The 24,792-nt window shown below is 42.4% G+C and carries 21 protein-coding genes; 14 read left to right on the plus strand and 7 right to left on the minus strand.

Annotated features, from left to right (window positions below; all coding sequences use genetic code 11):
• The first annotated feature begins 157 nt into the window (after nucleotides 1–157).
• From IEY13_RS03725 to IEY13_RS03740, 4 genes are read left to right on the plus strand one after another with little or no spacing between them, the layout of a single operon-like run.
• Nucleotides 158–3,658, plus strand: a complete 3,501-nt coding sequence (locus IEY13_RS03725) for a SusC/RagA family TonB-linked outer membrane protein (RefSeq protein ID WP_188950607.1) — start codon at nucleotides 158–160, stop codon at nucleotides 3,656–3,658.
• 10 nt (nucleotides 3,659–3,668) lie between these two features.
• Complete coding sequence (locus IEY13_RS03730; protein ID WP_188950608.1) at nucleotides 3,669–5,153, plus strand: RagB/SusD family nutrient uptake outer membrane protein; 1,485 nt, start codon at nucleotides 3,669–3,671, stop codon at nucleotides 5,151–5,153.
• A gap of 12 nt (nucleotides 5,154–5,165) precedes the next feature.
• Nucleotides 5,166–6,299 carry a TlpA family protein disulfide reductase gene (locus IEY13_RS03735; RefSeq protein ID WP_188950609.1) on the plus strand — a complete coding sequence of 378 codons (1,134 nt, stop codon included), beginning with the start codon at nucleotides 5,166–5,168 and terminating at the stop codon, nucleotides 6,297–6,299.
• A 1-nt stretch (nucleotide 6,300) separates the two neighbouring features.
• Nucleotides 6,301–7,518 carry a TlpA disulfide reductase family protein gene (locus tag IEY13_RS03740; protein ID WP_188950610.1) on the plus strand — a complete coding sequence of 406 codons (1,218 nt, stop codon included), beginning with the start codon at nucleotides 6,301–6,303 and terminating at the stop codon, nucleotides 7,516–7,518.
• Between the two features lie 83 nt (nucleotides 7,519–7,601).
• Here the strand turns inward: IEY13_RS03740 and IEY13_RS03745 are convergent, their stop codons facing one another.
• From IEY13_RS03745 to panB, 3 genes are all read right to left on the minus strand, one after another.
• Nucleotides 7,602–8,528, minus strand: a complete 927-nt coding sequence (locus IEY13_RS03745) for a DUF6268 family outer membrane beta-barrel protein (protein ID WP_188950611.1) — start codon at nucleotides 8,526–8,528, stop codon at nucleotides 7,602–7,604.
• 125 nt (nucleotides 8,529–8,653) lie between these two features.
• Entirely contained in the window at nucleotides 8,654–9,103 is a 450-nt protein-coding gene (locus IEY13_RS03750) for a MarR family winged helix-turn-helix transcriptional regulator (protein WP_188950612.1), read from the minus strand.
• 87 nt (nucleotides 9,104–9,190) lie between these two features.
• Nucleotides 9,191–10,006: a 3-methyl-2-oxobutanoate hydroxymethyltransferase gene (gene panB, locus IEY13_RS03755; RefSeq protein ID WP_188950613.1), complete on the minus strand. Its 816-nt coding sequence runs from the start codon at nucleotides 10,004–10,006 to the stop codon at nucleotides 9,191–9,193.
• Nucleotides 10,007–10,136: 130 nt separating this feature from the next.
• On the opposite strand from panB, the gene IEY13_RS03760 reads away from it, so the two are divergent.
• The 7 genes from IEY13_RS03760 (at nucleotide 10,137) to IEY13_RS03790 (ending at nucleotide 16,043) form a co-directional block, all read left to right on the plus strand.
• Nucleotides 10,137–11,006 (plus strand): helix-turn-helix domain-containing protein, encoded by an 870-nt coding sequence (locus IEY13_RS03760; RefSeq protein WP_188950614.1) that lies wholly within the window; start codon nucleotides 10,137–10,139, stop codon nucleotides 11,004–11,006.
• A 100-nt stretch (nucleotides 11,007–11,106) separates the two neighbouring features.
• On the plus strand, nucleotides 11,107–11,754 hold the full coding sequence (locus IEY13_RS03765; RefSeq protein WP_188950615.1) for a TetR/AcrR family transcriptional regulator: 648 nt from the start codon (nucleotides 11,107–11,109) through the stop codon (nucleotides 11,752–11,754).
• Nucleotides 11,755–11,835: 81 nt separating this feature from the next.
• Nucleotides 11,836–12,228: a YybH family protein gene (locus tag IEY13_RS03770; protein ID WP_188950616.1), complete on the plus strand. Its 393-nt coding sequence runs from the start codon at nucleotides 11,836–11,838 to the stop codon at nucleotides 12,226–12,228.
• A 3-nt stretch (nucleotides 12,229–12,231) separates the two neighbouring features.
• Nucleotides 12,232–13,206: a zinc-binding alcohol dehydrogenase family protein gene (locus IEY13_RS03775; protein ID WP_188950617.1), complete on the plus strand. Its 975-nt coding sequence runs from the start codon at nucleotides 12,232–12,234 to the stop codon at nucleotides 13,204–13,206.
• A 21-nt stretch (nucleotides 13,207–13,227) separates the two neighbouring features.
• Entirely contained in the window at nucleotides 13,228–14,223 is a 996-nt protein-coding gene (egtD, locus tag IEY13_RS03780) for an L-histidine N(alpha)-methyltransferase (RefSeq protein WP_229687710.1), read from the plus strand.
• Nucleotides 14,224–14,241: 18 nt separating this feature from the next.
• Entirely contained in the window at nucleotides 14,242–15,393 is a 1,152-nt protein-coding gene (gene egtB, locus IEY13_RS03785; RefSeq protein WP_188950618.1) for an ergothioneine biosynthesis protein EgtB, read from the plus strand.
• A gap of 53 nt (nucleotides 15,394–15,446) precedes the next feature.
• Complete coding sequence (locus IEY13_RS03790) at nucleotides 15,447–16,043, plus strand: alpha-ketoglutarate-dependent dioxygenase AlkB (protein ID WP_188950619.1); 597 nt, start codon at nucleotides 15,447–15,449, stop codon at nucleotides 16,041–16,043.
• A 32-nt stretch (nucleotides 16,044–16,075) separates the two neighbouring features.
• Here the strand turns inward: IEY13_RS03790 and IEY13_RS03795 are convergent, their stop codons facing one another.
• The 4 genes from IEY13_RS03795 to IEY13_RS03810 all read right to left on the minus strand — a co-directional run bounded on the left by IEY13_RS03795 (nucleotide 16,076) and on the right by IEY13_RS03810 (nucleotide 20,427).
• Nucleotides 16,076–16,633 carry a PPC domain-containing DNA-binding protein gene (locus IEY13_RS03795; protein WP_188950620.1) on the minus strand — a complete coding sequence of 186 codons (558 nt, stop codon included), beginning with the start codon at nucleotides 16,631–16,633 and terminating at the stop codon, nucleotides 16,076–16,078.
• 53 nt (nucleotides 16,634–16,686) lie between these two features.
• The gene (locus IEY13_RS03800) at nucleotides 16,687–17,940 is read right to left on the minus strand and encodes an alpha/beta fold hydrolase (RefSeq protein WP_188950621.1); all 1,254 of its coding nucleotides are present in this window, start codon (nucleotides 17,938–17,940) and stop codon (nucleotides 16,687–16,689) included.
• A gap of 123 nt (nucleotides 17,941–18,063) precedes the next feature.
• Complete coding sequence (locus IEY13_RS03805) at nucleotides 18,064–19,527, minus strand: glycoside hydrolase family 1 protein (protein WP_229687712.1); 1,464 nt, start codon at nucleotides 19,525–19,527, stop codon at nucleotides 18,064–18,066.
• A 120-nt stretch (nucleotides 19,528–19,647) separates the two neighbouring features.
• Nucleotides 19,648–20,427 (minus strand): SDR family NAD(P)-dependent oxidoreductase, encoded by a 780-nt coding sequence (locus IEY13_RS03810; RefSeq protein WP_188950622.1) that lies wholly within the window; start codon nucleotides 20,425–20,427, stop codon nucleotides 19,648–19,650.
• Between the two features lie 333 nt (nucleotides 20,428–20,760).
• On the opposite strand from IEY13_RS03810, the gene IEY13_RS03815 reads away from it, so the two are divergent.
• Genes IEY13_RS03815 through IEY13_RS03825 form a run of 3 tightly spaced genes read left to right on the plus strand, consistent with a single transcriptional unit; the run spans nucleotide 20,761 to nucleotide 24,771 of the window.
• Complete coding sequence (locus tag IEY13_RS03815; RefSeq protein WP_188950623.1) at nucleotides 20,761–22,119, plus strand: TolC family protein; 1,359 nt, start codon at nucleotides 20,761–20,763, stop codon at nucleotides 22,117–22,119.
• 14 nt (nucleotides 22,120–22,133) lie between these two features.
• Entirely contained in the window at nucleotides 22,134–23,180 is a 1,047-nt protein-coding gene (locus IEY13_RS03820) for an HlyD family secretion protein (RefSeq protein ID WP_188950624.1), read from the plus strand.
• Nucleotides 23,173–24,771 carry an MFS transporter gene (locus IEY13_RS03825; RefSeq protein WP_188950625.1) on the plus strand — a complete coding sequence of 533 codons (1,599 nt, stop codon included), beginning with the start codon at nucleotides 23,173–23,175 and terminating at the stop codon, nucleotides 24,769–24,771. The genes IEY13_RS03820 and IEY13_RS03825 overlap by 8 nt, the downstream gene beginning before the upstream one ends.
• The last annotated feature ends 21 nt before the right edge of the window (nucleotides 24,772–24,792 follow it).

Here is a 24,792-nt window from a genome sequence, read left to right on the forward strand (position 1 = left end):
GGAGCTTCGAATCTCAATTAAACAACCAAAACGTATGCAATTTATGCAAAAAAATGCTTATTGGGTTACCAATCGGGCGTGTGGTCCTATGCCTTGCAATCAAGTAAGGCGGACAATTAACCAAACTCTGTTGGCGATGAAACTAACTTTCTTATTTATGACATTGTTGTGTCTGAATGTACATGCAAAAAGCATTGCGCAGACCGTCACTTTTTCCGGCAAGAATGTACCGCTTAAAACGGTGTTTGAGGCCATCAGGCAGCAAACCGGGTATGTGTTTTTTTCTAAACAGGGTGCACTGGATAACACGCATGCTGTTACCATTTCTGTAAAGGGTATTTCTTTGCAAAAATTTCTTGATTCCCTGTTTCGTGATCAGCCAATAACTTACTCCATTTCTCTTAAAACAATTATCCTTTCAGAGAAAGAAGCTGCTTCACATAATTTGTCAACCTTTAGCCTGGAGGCAAGTCCGCCCCCGCCTTTTAAAACATTTTTGGGGCAGGTGCTTGACGATAAAGGGGCGCCGCTGGAGGGTGTTATTGTTACCGTTAAAGGAACAACGAGAAGAGCCATTTCTAAAACAGATGGAACGTTTTCTATTGACATAAACCTTAAGGAAGTTCTGGTGTTTTCCTCGGTAGGTTTTGAGGTGAAGGAGTTGACTATCACTCCTGCTTTACATACATCCCCGATTCAGATACAACTGTTGCCAACGTTCGCTGAAATGTCAAATGTGGGTGTTATCTCTACCGGCTACCAGGTGGTTCGTAAAGAAAACTCTACAGGGGCTTCTACAACTGTAAGCAGCAAAGAGCTGGAAAAACGATATACTCCCAATATCATAGATAACCTGGAAGGTAGAATTCCGGGACTGGTCAATTATAAAGGAGTTACCACTATCAGGGGCATCAGCTCGCTCAATGCTGCTACCAGTGTACTGATTGTAGTAGATGGATTGCCATTTGAAAGTCCTGTTGCCAATCTGAACCCTTATGATATAGAAAGTGTAACTGTGTTGAAAGACGCGGCCGCCACCGCTATTTATGGTGCAAGGGCCTCTAATGGTATTATTGTTATCACCACGAAGAAAGCGAAAGGGAAAGGTACCAGTGTTAGTTTTTCTTCGGATATTACCCGCACAGATAAAGTCGACAATAGCTATGGATTTATGACATCTGCTCAGCAGGTGGATGTAGAAAGCGACTTCTTTAACTACAATTATGTTACCGGGCCTGGCGCTGCTTCAAATATTAGTGCTACTAAAACCAGCATTACCAATGGTAGTCCTATCACTCCGGTACAATATGCCTGGTATCAATATGCACAGAACCTGATAACGAAAAGCGATCTGGAAACGCAATTGACCGGTTTTAAGCAAAATGATTTTCGTAAGCAATACCAGAAATATGCACTGCTTAATCAGTTGTTACAGCAGTACGATCTGGCTGTTCGTACCAATGGTAATAAGTTTCAGTCAAGCCTGGTACTTAATTTCAAGACAGATAATAGCGGTATAATCAATGCCTATAACAGGCAATTTAACCTTTTTTATAAAGGAACTTACCAGGTAGCTAACTGGATGGATATCAACTTTGGTGTAAATACCATTCTGTCTAATATAAAGGCAAGTAATAGCGATTTTGCTACCAGTAGTGCTTATATATCACCTTATATTCCTTTATTAAATGCCGATGGATCGCATAATTACTATACTACTGCCGATTATAACAGCTATAACACTTTAACCGATGTAACACCTCAGTTGCACAGTATGAAGGTGAATCATCTGGATGAGCTGTCAATGGATGCACGAAAAACACGTACCAATAATTCCAGGTTATTCGTAAATGTTCCGATGAAAATTTTACCTGGCCTAACCATCAATCCGCAATTTCAGTACGAATACAATACCTCTATGGTATCTGCTTATTCTGAGTCGGAAAGTTTTATCATGCGTTACCTGAAAAATATTTATACCTCCAGAACCGGAACCGCTCCTAATTATGCCTACACCTATCTTTTACCTCAATCCGGCGGCAAGTTGGCTACCACACAGGTGCAGGGTAATTACTGGACTGCGAGGGGCCAGATGGATTATAACAGGGAGTTTGGTAAACACGCCATTAGTGTTATTGCAGGAACAGAGTTCAGACAAACGCATAGCAATGGAACCAAAAGTTTGCTTTTAGGATATGATGAGCAATTGCAGTCCCAGTCTTCTACATCGGTAAATTTGGTGGCGTTAAATGCAGTAACGTCAACTACGCTATTAAAGCCTACGTTAAATCCTTCCAGTATTTATGCTACTTATATTGCCAATGCTATCGGACTGATACCGGATACAACACATCGCCTGAATTCGGGGTATGCTAATGCCAGCTATACGTATGATAACCGTTATAATGCTTTTGGTTCTTTCCGTAAAGATTATGCAGATGTGTTTGGACTGGATCCTAAATTCAGGGGTAAACCACTCTGGTCGGCGGGATTAGGATGGAATATTCACCGGGAGAATTTTATGGCTCAATATGCCTGGGTTAATTTTCTGAAGCTGAGGACAACTTATGGTATTACCGGAAATATTAATAATGGTGCAACCAGTTATCTTACAGCTAATTCCAGCTATGTTAATGCTGCTACCGGTTTGCCGGTATCTATTTTGCAAAGTGCCGCAAACCCGGAATTAAGATGGGAGAAAACTGCCACTACAAACGTAGGTATAGACTTTACTTTATTCAGAAACCGGTTAAGCGGTACGTTTGATTGGTACCACAAAAAAGGAACAGATCTGTTTGCTTCCAGAAGAATAGATCCTTCTGAAGGGTTCACCAGTCAGATTATTAACAACGCATCCATGCAGAACAATGGCGTTGAATTAAGCTTGCAATATAGCTGGCTGCAACCGAAAAGCAGAAGCGGACTACAATGGTCTACTATGCTGGTGATGACGCATAATAAGAACAAGGTAACTTACGTAGATGAAGTGTCTGCAACACCACTGGCTTTGGCTCAGGGTGGGTTTAAGGTAGGGTACCCGGTAAACGCTTTGTATTCTTTTCAATATAAGGGAATAAATAGTGCAGGACAGCCGCAATGGGCTAAAGCTGACGGTACTTTGTCTACAGTGGCTTTAACCGGAAGTGATATGAATGCGATGGTTTACTCAGGCAACACAACTCCTGTCAATAGTATTGCGTTAACTAACGATCTTCATTTTAAGGGTTTTAGCCTGAATGTGCTGGCTGTGTACTATGGAGGACATTATATGAGAGCCCGCCAGCCGGCTGATTTTTTAACGGTAGGTTATGCTTCTCTTCCTTCTTATGTGCTTGATAGCTGGACCACAGGAAAAACGAATAGCCTTATTCCTGGTATAGGACAATATGCTCCCCCTACAAACCCTCCAACCCAGTATTTAACTTACTCAGATGCATTTGTTCATCCTGCCGACTTTATCAAGATAAGAAATGTGACTCTGGGTTATCAGCTTCCCGAAAGATGGGCAGGAAAAGTATATGCCAAAAATATCAGGCTGCGCTTTCAGTTGAATAATCCACATGCATTATGGAAAAAGAACAAGGTGGATGTTGACCCTGAAACAGGCGGCGCAGCATTACCTACTTCTTATGTATTGGGTCTTAATCTGAACCTGTAAAAAAGAAAACATGAAAAAAATAAGCTTTAGCATATTATTGGTAAGCCTGGTCTTCTTTTTTCCAGGATGTAGCAAATTCACAGAAATTACACCTAAAGGCAAAAACACGTTAAGTAGTGTATCCGACCTTGACCTAGTGCTTAATTTTGACTATAGTACAAATACAAGCGTGATTGCGGGAGGTGAACTTGCCAAAATTACAGCAGAATCTGCTTTCAAGTTTGATGAATTAAACTTGTTGATTGATGACCTTTATCCCTATGTTACCAATGTAAGTACGCTGGTGAACGCACCTTCCAAAACGTTAAACTATGTGCTGTTTACCTCGAATGAAACACTTGATCGCACCAGTCTTGTTGCTACGGATATTAAATATGAAAAAATGTATTTCATCATTGATAACGTATGTAATGTGGTGCTGGCTAAAGCTGATGAGGCAAGTGGTGACAGAGTAAAAGCGAAACAACTGAAGGCGGAAGCTTATATTTTACGGGCTTATTTTCATTACTGGCTGGTGAATATTTATGCAAAGGCATATAACCCCTCTACGGCCGCCAAAGATGGTGGTATTCCATATGTTAAGGAAAATAACCTGATATCCGAACCCAATAAGAAAAGTACAGTTGCTGAAGTGTATGATAATATACTGGCAGATATCGATGCAGCTTTACAGCTCAATAGCTTGCCGGTAACACCCATTAACAATATGCGTGCGGGTCTGGCATTCGCTTATGCTGTTAAAGCCAGGGTAATGCTATCGATGAGAAATTATGCAGGAGCGTTGGAGGCGGCAAATGCCAGTCTGGACATTAACAATTACCTGGAAGATCATCGCGTGTATTCTCCGGTTGGCACTGCTGCTTTTACCAAGGCGCCTGTGTCCGCTGCTGATAACCTGTTTTATGCCGGTGCTGGTACCACTCCTATCTTTAGTGCACCATCACTTGAAATTTTAAACAACTATTATGAAGCTGGCAGTATTTTTAATGACTATATAAAACCTTACTATTCTTATCCGGGAATAGGAGAATTAACGCTCGGTATTCCCAATAGTCAATTGTTTTATAACCCCTCCGCTTATGCTATCAATACTGCTGGACTGACGACAGAGGATATGTATTTTACTAAAGCAGAATGCCTGGCCAGAACTAATAAGGTGTCAAATGCGATGGATACTCTTAACCTGATCAGGCAAATGAGAATTCACCCCAGTGTGTACACGCCTTTATCTGCTTCTTCAGAGGCTCAGGCTATGGCCTATTTAAAGAAAATGTCGAGAACTGAATTCTTGTACACCGGTAAAAATTTCCTTAACATCAAAAGATGGAATACGGAAGAGGCTTATAAAGAAACGATTTCCAGAACGGTACCTATAACTACCAATGGTGTTACTACTACGGTTACCTATCAGTTATCGCCGGAATCACCGCTCTGGATTTTTCCATTCCCGCAGAGTGCCACTAATTATAATTCAAACCTCACTCAAAATTATTAAATATCAGAACATATGCAACGGATGAATAGAATGCTAAGTAGCGTGGTTGTTGTTATATGCATTGTAGCTTTTATTACAGGTAATAGCTTCAGTGCCATTGCTCAAACTCAATTAAAACTTACCATTGGAGATGATGCCCCACCGGTTAAATACTCAAAATGGATAAAAGGTACACCGGGTGTAGATTGGAAAGATGGTAAGCTGTATGTGTTGGAATTCTGGGCTACCTGGTGTGTGCCCTGCATTGCTGCAATGCCGCACTTGTCAGAACTGGCAAAAAAATACGAGGGTAAAACAAAGTTTATTGGTGTAAATGTTTGGGAGGATAGAGGCGCTGCGCTTTCTGAATCTTCTCTTCCTAAGGTGACAGCATTTGTAGAAAAGAATGGAGACAGGATGAGCTACAATGTGATTGCAGATGACAATGATTACACTATGGGCAATGGCTGGCTTAAAGCTGCTCTTCAGTTTGGTATACCATCCACGTTTGTGGTGCAGGATGGTAAGATTGTGTGGGTTGGGCACCCCGCTAAACTTGACTCGGTAATAGAACCAATTTTAGCGAGAACTTTTGACGTTGCTTTGTTTAAAAAAGAGTTCGAGAAAAAGGTGACCGATTTTGCCAATATGCAAAGTGGTATGGCCGCTGCTTATGATTCTTTAAAGGAGGCCGTAGCGGCAAAAGACTTTCAAAAAGCTTTGCAAATAACTGAGGAAGCTCCTAAGAAATACGTCGCGCTGAGAATTCCCATGCAAACAGAGAAGTTTAAAATTCTATTAAACAATTATCCTGAAGCAGAAGCATTGAAATTGGGGAAGGAGTTGATGAATGAGCCAATTATATTTACTGATGTAGTAGCTTCCTCCATTTGTAATAAGGAAGGGTTGTCGAAGAATGCTTATCTTTTTGCGGCAGATATCTTAAAGTCTTATCTGGCCGAACATCCTGTATCTCTGTCATACAATACACTTGCTGACGCCTATATCAAAGCTGGAGATAAGAAGTCGGCATTGGCTGCGGAAGAGCAGGCTGTTTTGAGGGCGCAGGAAGAAATGAAGAAGCCGGAAATGCAAATCAAAGTACCTCTCAGTACAGTAGAAAAATATCAAAAAAAGGTAGATCAGTTGAAGAAAGAATTAAAGTAATATGAGAAAGATGCTGACAAGAATACTTGTATCGATGATAGGGGCACTGCTCGCCTGTGCTACGTCTTCTGCACAACTTAAAAATTTTATATTAAAAGGTACCATTAAAGATAAAACCAGTGGGTTAATCAAAATGGGCTGGGTTGCTGCGGATGGCAATTTCATCAAGGATAGTGCAGTTATAACCAATGGCGCTTTCGTGTTTAAGGGTACTGTATCCTGGCCTGTAATGGCATATATCACAACCAATGCTGATGGCTTCAAGTTTAATGACGCTAATTCTGCTACCTTTTTTCTGGAGGCAGGTAAGTTAACTTTACACGTAACGGCGAATGATTTTGCTAATATGAAGGTGGAAGGTTCAGCTACACATGATGAATTTGTAGGTTTAGAGAAGGCCAAAGCAGCAGCAACCGGCGAACTGAAGCAAATAAACGAAGAATATAGAAAAGCATACGAGGCTTACCTGGACGCTAAAAAGCAACAGAAGCCGGAATCGGAACTGGATATATTGAAGGAGAAAGCGGAGGCGATAAAAGAGAAAGGTGCTGGTGCCAGAGCCCGTTCAACAGAGATCAGCAAGGAGTACATAAAGTCACATCCTGATTCTTACTTGTCGGTTTACCTCGCTTATACGATGTTTCCTTTTATGAGCCTTTCTGAGGCTCAGGCACTTTATGCCGGGTTTACTGAGAAAGTGAAACAAAGTGCCGACGGGAAGGGATTTTTGAAATCTATAAGGGAAGTAGAAGCAGGTTCTCCAGGAAGTGTTGCGGCTGTATTTGCAAAAGCAGATATTAATGGAGACAGCCTGAGTCTGGCTGATTTTAAAGGAAATAAATATGTGCTACTTGATTTCTGGGCCAGCTGGTGTGTACCCTGCAGGAAGGGGAATCCACATTTGTTGTCTTTATATAATAAGTATAAGGATAAAGGTTTTGAAATTATTGGTATTTCTGACGATGACAACAACCACGAAGCATGGAAAAAGGCAGTAGCTATGGATAAAATAGGTGTATGGAAACATATACTAACGGGATTAAAACGCACAGCTACAGGATTTGACAAATCAGAATACATCTCAGCCACCTACGGAATCCGTTCATTACCTACAAAAATACTGGTAGATAAGAACGGCGTAATCGTTGGCCGATATGGCGGAGGAGGAGAGGAGGAAGAAGATTTGGATAAAATGCTGGAGAAAATATTCGGTAGCTAATAGATATTATTTAACCCGGAAATATTTGGGAATACAGAAAGGCCTTATCAATAACGATAGGGCCTTTCTATGTAAAGTCATTATTAAAACTGGTAACTGATACTGCCCTGGAAAAGGAATGAGTTCTGCTGATAGGATATATTGGGAACTCTTTTATCAAGCTCATTAAATTTGTTGAGTGATATCTTCTGGTCCATATTAAATGTTTCCAGGCGTTGTGATAAGGTACGCCCGGCTACCAGGTTCAGTTTCCAGCGTTTAGCTATTTGCTGATCGTATATAATACCTGCACTACTTTGCCTTAGATGAATATATTGTGCATTGCCTGGTTGAAACAGGCGGTACATGCTACCGCCGCCCAAACTGGCGGTAATACCCAGCGAAGTGGTGGGAGTAAACTTATATTTAAAGGTAGTTCTGGCAGGTAAAATACCGCTGAAGTTCAGTCGTTTGCCAATGCTCCAATCGAAGTCTGGTAAGGGTAGCAGGTACTGTCCTGCAAAGTTGTGAATATAGGTAATGGTAACGCCATACTTAAACAGTTTATTCTGCCGGAAGCCCAGCCTGAAACCTGCCATATACATCATATCTTCATTGGAAACAGCGCTGATAAAGTCGGTGCTTAAGGTGGCAGTTCCAATCAGGGACAGGTTTGTGGCACGAGACAGGGAATAACTAAAAAGTAACGGAATGGTAAGCGAGTGAAAATTGTTGCTGCTGATTGCTTTTTCATTCGATAGTAAAAGGCCCTGGTAACGGATGCCCGCTTTAATAATAACGGGGTGGGCTGATTTTAATTTTTTGTATAGGGGAATACTCACATCCATTACAGGCAGTTGCATGGTAAATGACTGGCCGTTTACATTTACAGGAACCACCTGGTTGGTGATTGTGATGCCGCCTAAGCGCGGAGCGGTGCTGAGTAGCTTGTTGCGCAGGGTGGTATCCTGTTGCTGACAATAGCTGAGTGCAGGCAATAGTATGCCCGCAAGTAATATACCTGCCTTCATAGTTGGTTTTTATTTAGTAGAGAGAAATTGGTTTACATAGCATTTCTGCTGCAACACTTCCGGAAGGCGTAACAGTACACAACCGGCTAAAGCCGGATGATATAAAAATGTATATTTACTTTATATTACAAGGCTGATACTTTAGCAATAAGTTTCAGCAGCATGTCCTGAAATTGTTCTTTCTCTTTTACGGTAAGTACTTCCGTTACCGATTTGTCCAGGTTTTCCAGTAGCTCACTGGCTTTTTTAGCAATCTTTTTTCCTGTGGCTGTTAACTCAATAATGGTTTTTCGTTTGTCGTTAGCGTCCTCACTCGCTTTTACCAACTCATTCTTTTGTAAAAATGAAATGGTTCTGTTTACAGATGATTTATCCCTTTGTATTCGTTGTGCAACCTCCTGTTGTGTACCACCATTCAGGTAGTACAAGCTGAGTATTACCGGTATCTGGTCCATTTCCAGCGGAAGATTACTTTCCTTGAATATTTTATTACACTCCCGTAATATTCTCAGGTTAAGTGCACCTATCTGAAATGTTAATAAATACGGAACATGTGAACCTTCAGGATAATTCATAAAGCAAAGATACATTTAGTTGATATATCAACCAAATGTATCGAAAGTTAAAATTTAGTTAGTCAAATCCAACCAGGGCAATTAGTGCTAGTATTGTTCCCTGTCACCGGGAAAATCCTGTTTTTTAATATCCGTGATATAGTTGGCTGTGGCGTTTTTAATTTCCTCATATAAGTGCAGATAACGGCGAAGAAACCGGGGTGCGAAATCTTTAGATATGCCCAGCATGTCGTGCATTACCAGTACCTGACCATCTACATACCTGCCTGCTCCAATTCCAATAACAGGGATATGTAATTTGGAAGCAACCTCCTTACCAAGGGCTGCTGGTATTTTTTCCAATGTTATGGCAAAACATCCCGCTTCTTCCAGTAACAATGCATTTTCCAGTAGTGTGGCTGCTTCTTGCGCTTCTTTTGCACGAACTTCGTAGCTTCCGAATTTATAAATTGACTGTGGTGTAAGACCCAGGTGTCCCATAACGGGTATTCCTGTATTGATAAGCCGTTTTACAGCATCTGTAATTTCAGCACCGCCTTCTAATTTTAACGCATGGGCTCCCGATTCTTTCATCATACGAACAGCGGAGGCAAGCGCTTGTTTACTGTCTCCCTGGTAGGTGCCAAAAGGAAGGTCTGCTATTACCATGGAACGCTTCACGGCGCGTGCAACACTTTGCGTATGGTAAATCATATGGTCAAGCGTGATAGGGAGGGTGGTTTCAAACCCTGCCATTACATTGGCGGCAGAGTCGCCAACCAGTATAGCGTCAATACCTGCGTCATCAAATATGCGAGCCATGGAATAATCATACGCAGTTAGCATACTTATTTTTTCACCTCTGGATTTCATATCCTGAAGCGTTTTGCTGGTAACCTTTTTTATAGTTGTATGTACAGACATAGCCCTGAAATGGTTTAATGTGAATAGCGGCGCAATATTAAACAGCTTGTAATTGTCGTTTTGGTCGAAATAGCTTTAGTATTGGTTAGAAACGCCTGTTTCAATAACTTGCGATGAGTAGGAACGAACAATGGAGGAGATAAAAACATTTTCACTCGCCAGGCATGGACGGTTATTTGCTGTTGCTGACAATAGTAAGGAATACCTGTTTGTGCAGGCTGTAGATCATCCTTACCTGGAAGAGCCGTACCGGGCAGAAAGTTATGCCCTTGCCTTTCTGAAAAAAGGAGGGATTCATTTGCAGGCCGGGTTAATCGGTCACCGGATTGAAGCGCCTGCTATGATTGCGCTGGGGCCTTCGGTTATCAGAAGTTTTAGCAAAAGCAGCGATGCTTTGGAGATGGATATTTTGTTTTTCAAGGATTCGTTTTTATTAGAAAAGCAGGCTGATCGGTTTTTACTGATGAAATATGATTTCTTTGAAAACAACGAACTCCATATTTTGCCACTTGCAGGAACCTGTTTGCAGAAAATACAGCATATATACGATTTGCTTGTTATGGCGCAGGAGCCACCTCATTACTATCAGGCGGAAATTACCTGTAATTATATTTTTGTGCTCATTTACGAGCTGGATACACAGTTTCGCCAACTTCAGGTAGATAGCCGGCCATCGAACAATCTTTCCGGTTTGTTTACACAATTCAGACAGTTACTGGCGCGTAATTATCTGCGGGAGAGGAAACTGGGGTTTTATGCAGATCAGTTGCATGTAACTGCCAAATATTTATCCGCAACCATTAAGAAGCAAACCGGCAAGTCGGCCGGTGAATGGATTGATGAAGCGGTTACCCTGGAAGCCAGGGTGTTGCTACAGAATAAAGCCCTGAATATCTCTCAGATTAGTAATCAGCTTAATTTTCCTGATCAGTCAGTTTTCGGGAAATTTTTTAAATCCAACACGGGTATGTCTCCTATGGATTACCGGAGGCAGTTTTGACCATCTTAAACGGCAATTTCGACGAATAAACAGGCATTTTATACCTTCCGGGCGGCGTTTAGTGCGATAGTTTTGTAAGAGATAAAGTACAATGCTGTTCATGCACCAGGAACGTTACCATATAGCTAATTCAGGAAGATTGAAGCTGCTTAAAGTAGCAGAAGCGCTTTTTGCGCAATATGGTTTCGATGGCGCTTCCACCAGGTTAATCACGGAAGAGTCGGGCATGAATGTGTCTATGGTCAATTACTACTTTGGATCGAAGGAGGCATTGTACCTGGCTATTTTTGAATCCAGGTTAAAACAACTAAAGGAAGAGTTAGCCGGGATAGATGATCTGGCGTTGAAAGTTAATGAGAAGCTGGAGTATTTTCTAAGGGCTTTCATTCTTCGGATTCAACAGAACCCCGGGTTTTACAGAATGTTATGTATGCAAACTGCTATGGCGCCGCATCCCGGAATTAAGCCGCTGCTTTTAGAAGCGAGGGCGTTAAACTTTCGTTTGCTACGTAAAATTGTGATATCTGGTATTGATGAAGGATATTTTAAACAGGTAGATGTTGATTTGTTTGTTTTTAATGTATTCAACCTGCTACCGGCCGTTTTCTCAACGCCTGCTGAAGAAGAAATACAGCTGCTGCCTTTTATGTCAGGTAATGCCGGAGACGACTTAAGTGATAGAATGGTAGCTTATATCATGTCTTCTTTCCTTACTACAAGCCATCCGTCAAAACAACCCTTAATATAGTTTAAGGCTATTTCTTATAGTTGTTTATTGGTGAAAAGTGTTAACTGCGGGCATCTTTGTGTAGTAATAATAACACTGATTATGCATACTCAGGAAGATGCCCGGATTGTTCAGGAACTGATTATCCAATATGCCAAAGTATTAAATGAAGCAGACGCTTTATCCATTCCGGCATTTTACTCGGAAGATGGATTGTTAATGCCTCATGCCTTTAAAACACTTTCTGGTAAAAATCTGGCTGCCAGTGGCGCAGGCTGGTTGAAAAAGAATGCTTTCCATATTGATTATACTATTCAACATATAACGGTGGATAATAAATATGCATTTGCGGAGGCGGACGCTGTTGTAAAACAAACTGATCCGCTAACAAATAGGGAGATCGTAAAAACAAGTCGCGATTTTTTTGTTTTACGTAAAGAACGGGAGAATTGGAAAATTTACCGTTACTTATTTAATAACGTAAAGCAACAGTAACATATGAAAGCTGCCGTACTTTATAAACCAGGCGGGCCTGAGAATTTTATGATAGAAGAACGGGCTATGCCTGTTCCGGTGGGTGATTGGGTGCGGATAAAAGTAATGGCATTTGGATTGAACCGGTCCGAATTGATGACCCGTAAAGGATACTCCCCCGGTGTGAAATTGCCCAGAGTGTTAGGAATTGAATGTGTAGGAATAGTAGATAATGACCCGGAAGGTATACTCAGGCCTGGTGATAAAGTGGCTGCTTTTATGGGCGGTATGGGCCGTGATTTTGATGGTAGTTATGCTGAATATACATTAGTTCCCCGCCAGCTGCTTTACCCCTTTGAAAGCCACCTTAGCTGGGAAATACTGGGTGCGCTACCGGAAATGTTTCAAACAGTATATGGCTCGTTACATACTTCGCTACAAATACAGCAGGGAGAAACTTTGCTGATAAGGGGTGGTACTTCGTCTATAGGAATGCTGGCTACACAGTTGGCTAAAAATTACGGACTCACTGTTATTGCCACCACCCGCAGTAGGGAGAATGGTACTGTGTTGTTGAATAATGGTGCTGACCATGTGCTTGTTGATGACGAGTTTATGGCCCGTCAGGTAAAAGCCTTGTACCCGGAAGGAGTAGATAAAGTGCTGGAGCTGGTAGGTACTGTTACGCTGGCCGATTCGTTACGCTGCGCTAAAGCAGGCGGTAAAGTTTGTATGACCGGAATGCTTGCTGAACAGTGGGCAATCAAAGATTTTGCACCCATGGAATATATTCCGGCAGGCGTGTTTCTTACTGTATACGACAGTGGCCAGTTGCAGGTGTGCAGGCTGGCTTTTCAGCAGTTTATTAAGGAGGTGGAACAGGGGCAGGTGCGTATTAGTATAGGTGGTACGTTTCAGTTGGCTGATATAACGGCAGCACATCAATTGATGGATAGCAATGCAGCTAAGGGGAAAATTGTAGTTCTTACAAATGGCTAAGGCCAATATAACCATTTACAGATGTATACATTTACCGAATCATATATGGTGCCGCAGGCGGCGCAGAAGAAAAGCGCGTTGGAAGAATTCAGACGGGATGTGTTAGAGGGGTTAAATGGAAGTGTTAAAAAACTTCAATCAAAATACTTTTACGATAAAGAAGGTGACAGGCTATTTCAGCAGATTATGAACTGCCCGGAATATTATGTTACCAATTGTGAGCTGGAGATTTTTCAGCAACAAACAGAACTTCTTGCCAGGATGGTGATAGCGGATGGCAGTGCTTTTGACCTGATTGAACTAGGCGCCGGTGATGCTACCAAATCGCAATACCTGTTACAGCATCTTATCAATGCAGAGGTACCGTTTACGTATATGCCTATTGATATTTCCGGAAATATTTTATCAGAACTGGAAGAGCGCTTATCATCAGAAATTCCGGCTTTGAGGGTGCGTAGCCTGGAGGGTGACTATTTTGAGATGCTGCAAAAAGCAGTAGCCTTTACCTTAAAACGTAAAGTGGTGCTGTTGCTGGGAGCTAATATTGGTAATATGGCGCCGCAGGATGCGCTGGAATTTGCCAGGCGTTTACGGGCCGGTTTACAACCTGGCGACAGGGTAGTGATAGGCGTGGATTTAAAAAAACATCCCAGGGTTATCAGGGAAGCTTATGACGACAGGGAGGGTATTACTGCCAGGTTTAACCTGAACCTGCTTGCACGTATTAACCGCGAACTGAAAGCCGATTTTGACATAGCGCAGTTTGAACATTACCAACATTATGATCCGGATAGCGGTGCCTGCAAAAGTTACCTAGTAAGCCTTTGCAACCAGGTGATTACTATAGGCAAAAAGGAAATTCCTTTTGCGAAAGATGAAACTATCTACATGGAAATTTCGCAGAAGTATACATTGAATGAAGTTGCTATGCTTGCCGCAGATTCAGGTTTTATTCCTGTTAGCCATTGCACAGATTCAAAGGGATGGTTTGTAGATGCATGCTGGGTGGCCGGATAATTTAAATGAAAGGATAAGATGGAGCATTTAGCGGAACAATATTTAGATGTAAGGAAGCATACGGAAGATATTTGCCGGCCCTTACAAACGGAGGATTATGTAGTACAGCCCGTGGTGGATGTTAGTCCGCCCAAATGGCACTTAGGACATACTACCTGGTTTTTTGAAACATTTGTACTGGTACCTTTTTTCAGAGGATACCAGCAGTTTAACACCCTGTACAATTTTGTTTTCAATAGTTACTATGAAACCATTGGTGCAAGGGTAATTCGTACCGACCGGGGGAATTTGAGCAGGCCCTCTGTAGAGGATGTTTATCGTTATCGCAGATATGTGGATGAACAAATGGTATTGTTTCTGGAAAATGAAGATATAGAGCAGACTGTGGTGGATATTATTATATTGGGTTTGCATCATGAGCAACAACACCAGGAACTGCTTTGTACCGATATCAAGTATATACTGGGTCATAACCCCCTGTTTCCTGCGTATGCAGAGAAAGCTGCCGTAAATGAGTTGCTTCAGGCGGGCGGTTTTGTTACCATGAAAGAAGGGGTTTATTCAATTGGATTTGAAGGCGAGGGGTTTTGCTTTGATAATGAGCTGGGAAGGCATAAAGTTTACCTGAATGAATTCAATATTGCCAAAGGGCTGGTAACAAACGGGGACTATCTCGAATTTATTAAGGATGGCGGATATCAGAATTTCCGTTACTGGCATGCAGAAGGATGGGATTGGGTAAACAAACAGAGAATACAGGCTCCTTTATACTGGCATTACGTTGATGGCAAATGGTTGCATTATACATTATCGGGCCTGCAGGCGCTAAATACAGCAGAAGCGGTATGTCATATCAGTTACTATGAAGCGGCAGCTTTTGCGGCATGGAAAGGCATGCGGTTGCCAACAGAAGCAGAATGGGAGGTGGCGGCAGAGGAGTTTCAGTGGGGGAAAAGATGGGAGTGGACTTCCAGTGCTTACCTGCCTTATCCGGGTTTTATAAGGGCCGAAGGTGCGGTAGGGGAATATAACGGAAAGTTCATGGTTAATCAAATGGTGCTACGTGGCGCTTCCATTGCCACTCCTGGAGGCCATAGCCGTAAAACATACCGTAATTTTTTTCATGCAATGCACCAATGGCAATTTACCGGTATCAGGTTAGCGTATTAACTACGGTAGTAGTTAAAAAATGGCTGTAACAGGTGGCTTGCACAAGTTAAATAATGACTAGAGTAATGAATGGTATATTGTCTTTGTTTGAAGTTGTTTATCCGGAAGGCTTTTTCTATATCCCCAATTTTATTACGGCAGAGGAAGAAAGCAAGCTGTTGAACGACATTGAAAATATCCAGTTGCAGCCTATGCGTTTTCGGGGCTACGAGGCGAAGCGTAAGGTGTTTTCGTTTGGAAACGACTGGGACTTTGAAACGCTGCGATTGGTAAAAACTTCTGCTATTCCCCCGGTGTTTAATAGTTTAATTGAGAAGGTGGCTGAGTTTACAAAGGTTAGTAGCAGCGCTTTCCAGGAGTTACTGGTAACACAATATCCACCTGGTGCCATCATTAACTGGCATCGGGATGCCCCTCCTTATGATATTATTGTGGGCATATCACTTCTGTCGGATGGTGTGTTTCGATTAAGGCCCTTTGAAAAAGAGCGTCGCGTCAAAAGGTCCGGAAAATCAATTGTGCTGGAAAGGCGTTCTATCTATGTTATGTATGGCCCTGCCCGTTCTGAATGGCAACATTCTATTGAACCTGTGAAAGAAATGCGCTATTCTGTTACACTACGTACCATGAAAGATAGTGCCAGCCAGTAGCACCGGCTGGCTATAGCAGCACAATTCGTTTTCTACTGATTGGCATCAATTAATCCTGCATTGAATTCAGGATCCAGTTTTTTGTAAAGTGCCGTGGGGGTAACAGTTAATATAATTTCCATGGTAGGTCCGCTAAACAGTTCTAAAAGATGCCCGCCTTTAACGGTACCATCTTTCAGGGCTGCACTCATATGCGTGTGTGCAACCGGCTTACCATTATACCAGGCAATATCTCCTGAAAAGGAGGTAACCTCGGCGGTGTCTATAGGGATAACTTTAAATTGTTTCCTGTAATAATCAAACCATCCGGCTTTAATGGCCAGTGCATCACCTATTCCACTATAAAAGCCACTTTTAATATTATTCTTTCTGGCAAACTCAGTAAGCCCGGCTACCACTTCATCTCCCTTGGTAAATATCAGTATGTAAGTTTTAGTAGTACCGTTACTACTAAGTTGCTTCACTTTCAGGCCGGGTGCCCTGCCATCTTCTAATACTTTGGTGGGGTCGGCATATTCCTGTGCCTGTATAGAAGAATGAATTGTAGCGGCCAGGGAAACTATTGCAATGCTTTTAAAAATACTCTTCATAAGAATTGAATTTTGTTTAACATAAAAAAGACCTCCGGGGAGGCCTTTTTTTCTTATTTTTTTATTCTGTAGTCTGCTACAGTATGATACTTGATTTTGTCGCCATCGAAAACAAACGTATCGGTACCCATTGGTATTTTAGTGGTAGCCGATTCACTGTCCCAGGCAATATAGGCTACGTTTCCTACTATGCTTTTCTGTTTCATGCCAAAAGCTGATCCTGTTGGTATAACGGCGAAAAAATCTTCAAAGAATTTCCTGATATTGGATAATCCTTTTATTTCACCTCCTGGTGTCATCACTACTGATTCGTCAGAATAGTCTTTTAGAATTTCTTCCAGGTTGTTATTGCCAAAGGCGATAAGGTGATGCATTAAAACCTGTTCTACTGTACTGCTCATAGCGGTTTCTTTTTTATTTATATTATTTACAGATGATGCCCCGGTAAGAAAGGCGTTAGTAGCGGTCCATACTGCCGGAAAGTTCTCCAAAAATGCAGCATGTGTGCTATTAGGTATGATGGCCAATTCGGCACGTGGTATCATTTTAGATGCGTTCACTACCCGCTGTGTGGTCAGGAACTGATCGTGGTTGCCTGCCATCACCAGCACGGGACACTTAATAGTGGAAAAAAAGGAGTCACTAATCTCCAGTTTGCCTGAAGCGTTTCCCACTGCTGTAAAAAGCTCCTGTAGCCGGTCTGGTTCAGGCATAAGAGCCAGTTGTTGCTCCCAGTAAGCTTTGTCCAGTTGCATCATGTCACTTACTTTCACATTCAGTTTATAGTCATTAACATGCGTTTCTGCTGCACCAATAACAATCATCTGCTTCACCCGTTGAGGATACATGCTTGCCAGAAAATAGCCAGTGAGGCCACCATCGCTAAACCCAAAAACGGTTACACTGTCTTTGGTTACCTGATTTAAAACGGCTATTACATCTTTCGCTTTTTGATCGTAAGTATGTGGGAGAGTGCCCATAGAAGATTTACCATGCCCTCTGGTTGAAATGGCAATTACCTGAAACCGTTTTGAAAAGCTGTCAATCAGCTGCCTCATTTCAAATGATGATCCCACCATGCCACCGTGCAATATTACTAAAGGGGCGCCTTTGCCATATACTTCATAGTAAATACGGGCATCGCCTGTATTAGCGTAGTGACCTGCTTTAGGGTTGTTGCCATATTGTATTGCATTGGCCGTTATCGGGCTGGTTTGCATAAAACTTTTTAGTGGCCTTGAATAGGGCTTTTGCGCTGCACTGAACAGACTGATACCTGAAAACAGAAGACCTAGTACATACTTCATAATAACGTGTTTGACTGCGGTGGTGTTACCACTACTTTTAATTACACAAAATTGATAAAATGTACACGGTGGCTACAATAAACTAGTGTAATAAATAAGCTTAAACTAGTTTAAGCCTGCTGTTTACTCCCTTACCTTTTGGCTGTTTTCTTTTTTGATGTAGTTGCCGTATTCGATAGCACTTTCTTTCAGTGTGCGTTGCTGTGTGGCAAAGTCAACATAAATCATCCCAAAGCGCCGGTCGTAACCAAAACTCCATTCCAGGTTATCGTGACTTGACCAAACATGGTAACCATATACATGCGCTCCTTTTGATATGGCCGATTGCATGGCGTTGATATGATTCAGTATATAGGCTGTTCTTCTTTTATCGGATACTTTTCCGTTCAATAGCTGGTCTTCTTCCGGAAAGCCGGCACCATTTTCGGTTATCACTACCGGCGGGTTGCCGTATTCATCTTTTATACGCAGTAACAGCCTTTCCAGCTGGTCTGGCCGGTTGGCGCCATTATAAGCGTAATCTGTATTGTGCAGTTGCGGTATAATAAGTTGATAACTACTGCTGGTATCCTCCTGTTGAACAGGAATGGGAGCATAGTAGTTGATGCCAAGATAGGTGAAGCCTGCCTGTTTTATACGCTGAGCATCGCCTGGTTGTATGTTTATATTCAGATGATGTTGCCGGGCATAGTCCAGAATATCTACGGGATAGGTTCCTTTATATATCGGGTCTAAAAACCATCTGTTCAATATTCCGTCAACAAATGCCGCTGCGGCTGAGGATGCTGTGTTTACCGCAATGGTAGGAAATAACGGGAATGCCATACCTACCTCGCCTTGCGGTATGTGATAGGTGTGGAAAATTTCTGCTGCAGCGGCGGCGGCCAGTAGTTTATGATTGAATTGATTCAATACCCGTTCCAGGTTTTCAGGTTGTGGCAGTATTTGTAAAGTACTTTTCCGACCTGCTGCCAGTTCTTCTGCCATCAGGCTTATATCTGTTTCTACCAGCATCTCGTTGCTGAGTACGTAAATTTTTACAAGGTCGTTAAAGTGCTCAAATACTACTTTGGCATATTCTGTAAACCATTGAATAGATTCGCGGGAATCCCAGCCTCCCTTTTGATAAAGGTTATAGGGCATATCCCAGTGGTATAAAGTCATTACCGGTTCAATGCCGGCTGCTCTCAAATCTTTTATGAAAAGACGGTAGTGATCTATGGCCTGCCTGTTAATTGCACCTGTTCCGTCAGGCAGGATGCGGGGCCATGAAATAGAGAACCGGTAACTGTTTAAACCCAATTGCTTTAACAGTCGTATATCTTTCAGGTATTGTGTACGATCGTAGAAATGAATAGCTTCATTACCATTAACTCCTTTTCCACCTATCTGCTTATCATTCATCCACACATCCCATATGGAACGGCCTTTGCCATCTGCTTTGTGAAAGCCTTCTACCTGGTATGATGCAGACGCAGCACCCCATAGAAAAGGATGTTGCAGAAAGAAGGAGTTTTTTTCAGGAGTTTGTGCTGTTGTAGTCATTGCCTGGATTGTCAATATCATTAATGTTATAACGCGTTTCATTTGTTGGTATGGTTTGTTTTTTTTCAGTAAATGCCAGCGGGTATATATGAAAGAAAGCAGCCGTAGGGCTGCTCTTACTTTTAACCAATTCACATTATAAAAGTTCGCTTTACTATCAACTTACATGGTCATTCCGCCGTCAATGGCTATAGCCTGGCCGGTAATATGTTTGGCTTGTGAAATAAATACTACCGCCTGCGCAATGTCTTCCGGGGTCTGGTCTACGCCCTGCGGAATTAATGACTGCTTATTCCGCTCCCAGGATTGTTCTTCTGTTTCTCCTTCCAGTTTCCACCTGTCTGCTACACCGCCTTTTCCACGCCACATGCCGGTTCCTACAATGCCGGGACAAATAGCATTAACAGTAATGCCAGTGGCTGCTACCTCTTTTGCAATACTGTTGGTAAAGCCAATTACTGCAAATTTGGAAGCTACATAATGAGATAAATGTGCCATCCCCATTTTACCGGCAATAGAAGCAGTATTGATAATAGCGCCCTGTCCGGCTGGTTTAAGTATTTCCAGCTCAGCCTTCGTACAAACAAAAACGCCTTTCGCATTAACGCCTAGCACACGATCCCATTCGTCTGCGTCTATTTCCTCTATACTTCCTATTCCAACCACACCGGCGTTGTTAACGGCAACATCCAGTCGGCCAAATGTTTCTATTACTTTGGAAAGGGCATTTTTAACCGAGAGATAATCCGTTACATTTAATGTAACACCTAATGCCTTCACGCCCTGATCTTCTACCAGTTTCACCGTAGCTGCAAGAAATTCTTCCTTGATATCTGCTACTACTACGTTAGCTCCCTCTTTTGCAAATGCAACAGCAATGGCTTTTCCTATTCCACCGCCTGCGCCGGTAACAAATGCTACCTTACCTTTTAGTGTAGACATAATTTACATTTTGAGATTTAATGGTTCCGGCCAGGCAAAGCATGCAATCATGTAGAATTGTGTGGCCAGCTTTATCACATGCAAAGTTCGCCCTAAGCAGATGCCCGTTATTGGTTGATATTGCTGTTCTTTTGGTCGAAATGGCTGCTGGTGTTCTTTGCCAACGTACTGGCGTGCCTGGTTTCCGGTTGCGGAAATTTACGAAAGGCATTTAGACCAATATTCCGGCATTTTGTGCGAATTCCACAGCTTATTACGTACCGAAATTTGCACCAAAACAGGGATGGTGTTGTATTCGAGCGCTACGCCTTCTGTTTTTTGAAAACAGAAACTATGTATAAGCTTTTAATATTACTGCGTCGTAGCTGGTGTAGTACCTGTATCATAACAGGATTTATATTTCCTGCCTTACTGGCTGCGCAGTCTAACCGCATAGATACAGCGGTTTATCGCATCAGGCTTTCAGAGGCCATTGAGTTTTCCCGTAATCAGAATAAATGGGTACAGGCGGCGCGTATGGAGATAGCAGCCACGGAAGAAGACAGGAAGGATGGCTATAAGGCAGCATTACCCTCCGTAAATATCAATGGCTCTTACCAGCGGTTTTCTAATCTTACTTTGTTTACAGATGGTTTAAGCCACAGCACTACAGCGCCTCGTAAGCCATCTTCTAATGGTGCTGCATTGGGTGCCGAAGCATTATTTAATTTTTACAGCGGTGGCCGGCAAAAGGCACTGGAAAGTGAACACGATGCCAGGGTAGGGTTGGCAAAAGTAAATGCACAGGAGTTAACCGGAAATGCTGTATTGCAAACTGCTGTGCAATACCTGGAAATGGTGAAGCTATATGATCAGCAGCGTTTGCTGAATGAACAGTTAAAAAGGGCTCGTACCAGACTGGATAATATAAATGCGTTGTATCATAACGAGAAAGTAACACGAAGTGATGTGTTAAGGGCAGAAGTGATGTTGTCCAATGTAGAATTGGGGGTAGAGCAAAATAATAATGATATCATTATAGCGAATCAGCGATTAAATGTTATCATGAACCTTCCTGATTCAGTTTGTATTATACCGGCTGATTCTGCGGGTATTAGTGGCCCTGATCCCGATAGTCTGCTGCCATTGATAGAAGGAGGCGTAGCAGCGTCTTATCCTTTGCATAAAGCAGCAGAAAACATACTTATTCAGCAAGCAAAAATAAAGGGCGTACAAAGTGCTAATATGCCGTCTGTTGGCTTATATGCAGCTTATGGACTTACTTATCCCAATTATCTTTTTTTTCCTCCGGTTGATCAGGCTTATGCACTTGGTTTTGTGGGGGTAAAAGCGCAATACAGCCTGTCTTCGCTGTATCACAATAAAAGCAAATTGTCTGCTGCGAAGCTACGTTTGAAAGAGCTTGGGGTGCAGCAGCAGGCTACTACCGATCAGGTGCGTACCACATTGCAATCGTATTACATTAAATATAAGGAAGCGTTGAACAGAATAATAGTGAACCGCCGTTCTGTAGAACAGGCTCAGGTGAACTTAAAAATTGTTTCAACAAAATACTTCAATCAACTGGCCTTGTTAACTGATTTGCTGGATGCAGATAACTTATATCAGGAGTCGAGGTTTAGCCTGGTAAAAGCGCAGGTGGATGCTATTAGCATTTACCACTATATCTTGTATACATCGGGCCAATTATAATTTATTACAGAACCATGGAAAAAAGAAAAAAAATACATCCGGGCAATATTATCATTACAGTAATAGCTATTATGCTGGTAGTAGGTGGGGGCATTTATTACTATCGCTACTGGAACTTAACGCGGTTGTACGAGCAAACGAACGACGCGCAGGTAGAATCATTTATTAATCCGGTATCTGCGAGGGTAGGTGGATATATTGAAAAGGTATATTATAACGAACATCAACTGGTAAACCAGGGAGATACCCTGGTGGTATTGGACAGCCGCGAATATCGTGCGCAGCTGCAGGCCGCGCAGGCTGCTGTAGATGATGCTTATGCGCAACTGGTGGTTTTGTCGGCAGGTATCAGAAGCGCTGAAGCCGGTACCCGCGTAAGCGCCGATCAGATTAAGGGAGCAGAAGCCAGATACTGGCAACAGCAACAGGAGATAAAGCGCTATGCAAACCTGGTGAAGGAAGAGGCAGCCACAGGTTCTGATTTTGACCAGGTAAAGGCCAGGAATGATGTTGCGGCCAGTGACTACGATGCTGCACAGGATAACCTGAAGGTGGGACTTGCCCGTATAGATGAAATGAAATCGCGTACAGCTTTATTGCAGGCTGATATTAAAAAGAAGGAAGCCAGCCTGGAACTGGCAAAGTTAAACCTCTCTTACACGGTAATTTATGCCCCTTACTCAGGCAGGTTAGGCAGGAAGTCTATTATGGAAGGGCAGCAGATTCAGCCGGGACAGCCGCTGGTAAGTATCATTAATGAAGGGGAGAAATGGATAACCGCCAATTTTAAGGAAGACCAGGTAACGGATATGTACCTGGGGCAGCCCGTGGATATTGTGATAGATGCCTGGAAAGACAAGGTATTTACCGGGAGGATTGTAGCCCTGGCAGGTTCAACAGGCGCTAAGTTTTCCTTATTGCCGCCCGATAACTCTACAGGCAATTTTGTGAAAGTAGTACAACGTGTGCCCGTAAAAATAGCATTCGATAACATCAATGATGAAAGGATAGTGGCTGGTATGAATGTAACGGTGTCTGTTAAAAAAAGATTGCATGAATAAGCCTACTTACTTTCAATCGTGGCTGGAGGGATGGGAGTGGGGCATCAGGATTGCGTTATTCCTGATTCTGCTTTCTGCTCTTTTTCAGTTTGGTATGTTTGCGCTTACCCAAAACTATATGATCAGTTACCTGGGAGCGCAGCCGGAAGATATTTCGTTTGCCTTGTTGCTTACCTATGCCGGTATCATTTCCATACTTCCTGTTCAGTTCAGGTTTCTGCGTTACTTTGAAATGAGAAGCTACCTGCTGGTGAATGTTATGTTTGCTATTGGCCTGAATATACTTTGCATGCATTGCAATGACTTGGGTATGTTTTTCGTTTACCGCTTTTTACAGGGTATTTTAGTGGGCAACACGGCTGCCTGCATATTAATACTGGTGTTTTCCCGTTTACAAACAGAGCGGGCACAGGCAATAGGTTCGGCAGTATTTTATGGTGCTATACTGAGTAATACAGTGATTATAGGAATGCTGGCTTCCTGGGTAGTTACTACCTACGACTGGCAACGGACGTATTATTACCTGATAGGTTTTCAGTTAGTGATTATAGTAATCATATTGTTTTTGCTGAAGGCTTCGTCTGGCTATAAACGATATCCATTATACCAGGTGGATTGGGCGGCTTTCGTTATTTTTTGTGCAACGGCCTCTGCACTTGCATACCTGATGATTTACGGATCGAAGTTCTATTGGTTTGCCGACGCACGTATTCAAAAGGCGGCCTTTGTATTTTTATGCGGGTTATTGCTTTTTTTATACCGGTGTACACATGTTAAACGCCCGCTCATATCCCTGAGCATTCTGCGGTCGCCCAATGTGGTGGTGGGCCTTTGTTTACTGGCCATTTATTATGGTAGTAAAGACAGTGTTAATCTGATTTATAACTATGCGTTTGTGGTATTAAAGTGGAGTACATGGCAGGTGATGCAGCTGGGGTGTATGAATCTGTTGGGAATTGTTTCCCTGATTATTCCTGCTTCCCGTATCATGATTCGCCACCGCCATTCAAGTAAGTATTTTATAGTAAGCGGTTTTTGTGTAATGGGAATGTATCATATATGGATGTGTTTTTTGTTTACACCTGATTTGTCTTACACCGATTTAATGATACCGGTTTTCCTGCAAGGGGCTGCGTCCGGGCTTTTGTTTGTTCCTATTGTCATTTTTGTATTATCCTCAGCCCCCGGTAATACAGGTACAACAGGCATTGTTGTGGCGGCGTATGCCCGCTTTATGGCCTCCCTTCATTCTGTAGCAGGATTTTATAATCTTCAATTGTATTTTAACCAATATTACCGGCTGGGCTTTTTAAAAAATATAACCGGTGAAAGCCAGGAAACTATAACAAGATTAGGATTGAGCCAGAAAATCTACATTTCCGGTAGCTATTCAGCAGAGCAGGCAGCTGCACTGGCAAATGCGTCCATTGCTCAAAGTTTAAACCTTCAATCGCAGCTTCTTACTTACAGGGCTGTTTTTATGACGTTGGGTGTGGCTATGTTTGGAGTGGCCTTACTGGTATTAATGGTGCCTGCTATTAATAAAACCTATCTTCATTGGAATAAAAGGATGTTTATGCTTACCAGGTGATAAAGGCGGTGCTTGTAGTAT

Source organism: Filimonas zeae (assembly GCF_014641615.1).
Classification (GTDB): Bacteria; Bacteroidota; Bacteroidia; order Chitinophagales; family Chitinophagaceae; genus Filimonas; species Filimonas zeae.